Here is a 5,460-nt window from a genome sequence, read left to right as displayed (position 1 = left end):
AACCCCTCCCGAATGTATCAGCGATGTGTCAGCCCCGCGGGGCAGAGATGGCATTTCGCTGTTACACGTAATACTAATGGTAATGAGAATAATTCTTTGCTACATTTTCACGCTTTTTTGACATTTCCGGTCAAGATTCAGGGGCTTGGGGCCCGCGATAATCAAAGGGAGGGGGAGTAAGGATGGGTAGCTACAACAACAATCAATTCAAGGTGAAAGCCTTGGCGGCGCTGGTTGCAACGGTCGCCTGCCACGGTGTGGCCTGGGCCGAGGATGCCCCGGTCAAGCCGGCAAAAGGCAACACCATTCAACTGCAGAATTCGCTCGTTTCCGGGGAAGCCATAGCGGTAGAGAATGAAACCGGCTACCAGGCCAAGAACAGCACCGCAGGCACCAAGACCAGCACTCCATTATCGGAAACACCGCGCTCTGTATCCGTCGTGACACGTCAGCGCATGCAGGATCAGGCCTCGCAGACCCTCACCGACGTGCTCGGTTACGTGCCGGGTATTTTCGCGCCGCCGTTCGCCGTGGGTGACGGTCTGGCGGGCGACCTGTTCTCCATTCGCGGCTTCAACGCCACCGACTACGGTTACGGCCTGCTCAAGGACGGCCTGCGTCTGCAAGGCAACCGTTACGACACCACCACCGAGCCTTATGGCCTGGAACGCACCGAAGTGTTCCGCGGCCCAAGCTCGATCCTGTACGGCGAAAACGCCCCGGGCGGCCTGGTCAACCTGGTCAGCAAACGCCCGACCGAAACCGCACAGGGCGAGGCCAAGTTCAGCTATGGCAGCAACAATCGCCGCCAGCTGGGCCTGGACGTGTCCGGCCCGCTGACCGACGACAACCGCATCCTGGGCCGCATCGTGATGCTCGGCCGCAACGCCGACACCCAGGTCGACTCGGTGCCGGACGATCGCCTGTACATCGCTCCGTCGATGACCTTCAACTTCGACGAAGACACTGCCCTTACGTTGCTGTCGTCCTACCAGCGCGACCGCACCAAACTGCTGCTGGGCTATCCGGCGGCGGGCACGCTGCTGAACAACCCCAACGGCAAGATCGGCAAGTCGCAGTTCAACGGCAACCCGAACTGGGATGACTTCGAGCGTGAAACCTGGACCCTGGGTTACGAGTTCAGCCATCAGTTGAACGAGAACTGGCAGTTCCGCCAGAACTCGCGCTACATGGAATCGCGTCTGAACCGTCACGAAACCTGGCCGAACAACCTGAACAACGCAGGTTTTGGCACCACGCTGAGCAGCACCGCATACGACCGCGACAACAAGTCCGTGACCTACTCGGTGGACAACCAGTTCGAAGGCCACTTCACCAGCGGCGCACTGGAAAACACCGTGCTGCTGGGCGCCAGCTACGACCGCACCTCCTTCAATCAGGACTGGAACGCAGGCCTGGGCGGCACCTACAACGTGTTCAATCCGGTGTTCTCGCCGGTTCAGCCGCGCACCACGCAGTACGTGCAGAACTCCCAGCTCGACCAGCACATGTACGGTGCCTACGGCCAGTTGCAGAGCAAGTACGACAACTGGATCTTCCTCTTGGGCGGTCGTCAGGACTGGGTCCACAGCGAATACCGCAACCGTGCGAGCGCCGCTCGCGCAGGCAGCGCAGCAGTGGCGGCCACCGATCTGGATGGCTGGGATCATCGTTTCAGTTGGCAGACCGGCCTGATGTACCAGTTCGACAACGGCATCTCGCCTTACATCAGCTACTCGACTGCGTTCACTCCGGTGCAGCAGTCGTCGCAGCCGAACGGTGAATTGCTCGATCCGATCCTGAGCCATCAGTACGAAGCGGGTGTGAAGTACGAGCCTAAAGGCTGGAACACCACGTTCAGCGCGGCGGTCTTCCAGTTGACCAAGACCCACGATGTGGTGGCCGGCTCCAACGGTTTCAGCCAGCAGGTCGGGGAGAGCGAGTCCAAGGGGATCGAGCTTGAGGCCAACAGCGACATCACCAAGAACCTCAGCCTGATGGCGTCGTACACCTACACCGATGCACGGGTGACCAAGGATGCACCGGGTTCGCTGTTCGAAGATCACCAACTGACCGGCATCCCGCGTAACCAGGCGTCGGGCTGGGCGACCTATCGCTTCCTCGATGGTCCGCTGAGCGGGTTCCGTCTGGGCGGTGGTGTGCGTTATTTCGACAACACCTTCGCGTACACCTCGCCGACGCTGTACGGCAAGTTGAAGACGGGCGATGTGACGCTGGTCGATGCGCTGGTCGGGTACGACATCGACAAGCACTGGTCGGTGGACGTGAACGCCAAGAACCTGTTCGACAAGGAATACGTCAGCGGGTGTAACAACGCCGGTCGCTGCTATTGGGGTGAAGAGCGTACCGTCATGGGGACCGTTGCCTTCCGTTGGTAAGGGTTGATTGACCACCGACCGTAGCAGTCCGGCTTGCCGGCGGGGCGTTTTCAAGATCGCTCCCGCCGGCAAGCCGTGCTGCTACGGGGATTTTTGATCGTGTTTGATCGTTCCCACGCTTTGCGTGGTAACGGCTTGTTTGACGCTCCGCGTCTTTCGGCGACGCTGGGGTTGTGTGTATATCCGTTATCGCGGTGGTTGGACTTTAGGGTTTCGCCCCTTACGGGCGACCTACTTTCTTTCGGGAAAGTAGGCAAACCATTTGCTCCTGGCTGGGGTCCTTCGGACTTCCCTCGACTCCGGCGCCGTTCCGGGGGCACGCCATGATGGGCCATCCATGGCCCGCACGGCTTTCGCGGCTTCCTGCCGCTCATCCCCCTCCACGACACCTACGCTCGGCCTGGCGCCTTGACGTCGCGCCCTGTGTCGCCTGCACCACCGCGCATGAAAAGCAAAATCAAAATCTAGAACACACCACCATCCCGTAGCAGTCCGGCTTGCCGGCGTCGGCGCCCCCAAAATCGCCGACGCCGGCAAGCCGGACTGCTACGGGCCGATTGAACGACGCTGAGATAGGGTGCAGATCCGTCATTGGGTCAATTGCACCTGAGGGTCCCAATCACCGTATTCAACTCACCCGCCAATGTCGCCAGTTCATCACTGGTGCTGGCCGAATCCACTGTCTGGCGCACGGTACGCTCGGTCACGTCGCGGATGCTCACCACCGCGCGGTTCATTTCTTCGGCCACTTGGCTCTGCTGCTGGGCGGCGACGGCGATCTGGGTGTTGCTTTCGCGCATCTGCGCCACGGCTTCGGTAATGGCCGTCAGTGCTTGTCCAGCTTCTCGGGCGTGGGCCACGCAATCGTCGGCCTTGTGCGAGCTTTCCTGCATGAAGTCCACCGCATCGCGGGTACCGGCCTGCAGCACCGAGACCATGGTGGTGATCTCGTCGGTTGAGGTCTGCACGCGCCTGGCCAGGTTGCGCACCTCGTCGGCGACCACCGCAAAGCCGCGCCCCATCTCCCCGGCGCGGGCCGCTTCGATGGCGGCGTTCAGGGCCAGCAGGTTGGTCTGCTCGGCGATGCTGTGGATCACGTTGACCACGCCGTTGATCTTCTGGCTGTCCTCGGCCAGGCGCTGGATCATACCGGCGGTCTGCTGCACGCCACTGGACAGCCCGGCGATGGACAGTTGCACCCGGTCCACCACCGCCTTGCCGCTGCCGGCCAGCGCATCCGCGCTTTGCGACTGATCGCGGGTGGCGCTGGCGTGTTGGGCGATGTGGTAGACGGTAGCGGTCATTTGGTTGATGGCCGTGGCGACCTGATCGGTCTCGCTCTGCTGGCCGAGCATGCCTTCGCGCACATCGCTCATGCCTGAAGCCAGGTGCACGGCACCCTGGTCCAGCCGCGCTGCCGATTGCGCGACGGTGCCGACCACGCGCTGATACCCGGCCTGCATGGCGTTGAACGCCTTGGCCATCTGCCCGACTTCGTCATCACCGGCCAGCGGCACCCGGGCGCACAGGTCGCCGCTGTGTTCGACGTGCAGCATCACGTCCTTGAGGGTGTTGAGATGTGTCAGCAGGAAACGGATCAACAGTTGGGAGGCACCGAGCATGGCCAGCATCAGCACGAACACCGCAAGGGCGTACTGGCCGAGGTGCTCGGTCAGGACCTGATTGAAGGAGGGAGGGGCGGCAATCGGGTGGATGTCCGCAAGCGCTTGTCCGGCGGGCCATGCAGCCTGCCATTGTGCCTGGACCTGCACCGCCTGCCGGGCATCCTCGGCGCGGCTGTGTTGCTCCAGGTTCACGGCGTACAGCACCAGCAGCAGAGTGGTGAAGAAGGCGACCGCGTTCACCGCCCAGAATTTGTATTTCAGCGAAATGTTGCTCAGCCAGCGGCTCATGAGAAGCTCTTCTGTGATTGCACGGGGTAAGGCAAGGTGCCATTAGTGTGTGCAATCGGCTGGGGTCAGAGGTTGATCTGGATCAATGAGCGAGATGAGGCACGTTGCCTGTCACGCCACCGTACCTGTGGGAGCGAGCTTGCTCGCGAAAGCGGTGGCGCGCCGATACGGCGTTGTCGGGACGAACGCTTTCGCGGGCAAGCCCGCTCCCACAGAGGAAGCTGCAAGTCACTGGCATCGGTGAGGCATCAGCCTGCGAGCTGCGGCAATCCAAAGAACGCCTGGGCGCACGCGGTGGTGTGGGCTGCAACATCCTGCGCGGTTTCACCCCGGTGCAACGCCACTTCCCGCAACACTTCCGGAAGGTACGCCGGCTCGTTACGGCCGTTCTTCGGCTTGGGCCGGAGGCTGCGCGGCAACAGGTACGGCGCGTCACTTTCCAGCATCAGCCGGCCACGGGGGATTTCTCGCACCAGCGGGTGCAGGTGCGTGCCACGGCGCTCGTCGCAGATCCAGCCGGTGATGCCGATGTGCAGGTCCATGTCCAGATAACTGAACAGCGCGCGTTTCTCGCCGGTGAAGCAATGCACCACCGCAGCGGGCAGGTGGTCGCGGTATTCGCGCAGGATGGCCAGCAGCCGTTCGTCGGCTTCCCGCTCGTGGAGGAACACCGGCATTTTCAGGGCAACCGCCATGGCCAGTTGGGCGTGCAGGGCCTTTTCCTGCTGTGGACGAGGGGAGAAGTCGCGGTTGAAGTCCAGCCCGCATTCGCCCACCGCACGCACGGCATTTTCTTTGAGCAGGGCATGCAACTCTTTCTCGGTTTCGCTTGTCCAAGCGCTCGCCGAGTGGGGGTGCACCCCGGCGGTGCTGAACAATCGCACACCGCTTTCATCCAGTTGGCGGCACATTTGCAAGGCTTGTTCGCTGCCTTCGACATCGGTTCCCGTGAGGATCAATTGACCCACGCCAGCGGCGTAGGCGCGGTCGAGTACTTCCCGTTCCTTTGAAGCGAAGCTTGAGTTGGTCAGATTGACGCCGATGTCGATTAATTGCATGGTTTCACCCTTGGCCTAGGCCCAGAAGAATACCAGAGCGTTTGAAGCGATAAAAAAACAAGCGGGTTCAACTGCTTAACAATTTTAATT

Annotated in this window: 3 protein-coding genes; 1 reads left to right on the top strand and 2 read right to left on the bottom strand. The window is 61.5% G+C overall.

The annotated features are described in order from the left end of the window. Positions 1-182: 182 nt before the first annotated feature. Positions 183-2,399 carry a TonB-dependent siderophore receptor gene (locus ACIPOO_RS20285; RefSeq protein ID WP_400609350.1) on the top strand — a complete coding sequence of 739 codons (2,217 nt, stop codon included), beginning with the start codon at positions 183-185 and terminating at the stop codon, positions 2,397-2,399. Positions 2,400-2,995: 596 nt separating this feature from the next. Here ACIPOO_RS20285 and ACIPOO_RS20280 read toward each other — a convergent pair. Together ACIPOO_RS20280 and ACIPOO_RS20275 are read right to left on the bottom strand one after the other, a co-directional pair. Further along, a complete protein-coding gene (locus ACIPOO_RS20280; RefSeq protein ID WP_400609348.1) occupies positions 2,996-4,312 on the bottom strand; it encodes a methyl-accepting chemotaxis protein in 1,317 nt (438 codons plus the stop codon). A 248-nt stretch (positions 4,313-4,560) separates the two neighbouring features. Then, a complete protein-coding gene (locus ACIPOO_RS20275; RefSeq protein ID WP_274133718.1) occupies positions 4,561-5,370 on the bottom strand; it encodes a TatD family hydrolase in 810 nt (269 codons plus the stop codon). Between the last annotated feature and the right edge of the window lie 90 nt (positions 5,371-5,460).

It is taken from the genome of Pseudomonas sp. NPDC090201 (genome assembly GCF_044746825.1).
In the GTDB taxonomy this organism is placed as follows: domain Bacteria; phylum Pseudomonadota; class Gammaproteobacteria; order Pseudomonadales; family Pseudomonadaceae; genus Aquipseudomonas; species Aquipseudomonas putida_AD.
Note: the sequence above shows the minus strand (reverse complement) of the source record. Positions and strands in the feature narration are given on the sequence as shown.

Bases quoted from the DNA above. Each gene is read 5' to 3' on its own strand.
- ACIPOO_RS20275 (WP_274133718.1), bottom strand. From the start codon at position 5,370: ATGCAATTAATCGACATCGGCGTCAATCTGACCAACTCAAGCTTCGCT.
- ACIPOO_RS20285 (WP_400609350.1), top strand. From the start codon at position 183: ATGGGTAGCTACAACAACAATCAATTCAAGGTGAAAGCCTTGGCGGCG.
- ACIPOO_RS20280 (WP_400609348.1), bottom strand. From the start codon at position 4,312: ATGAGCCGCTGGCTGAGCAACATTTCGCTGAAATACAAATTCTGGGCG.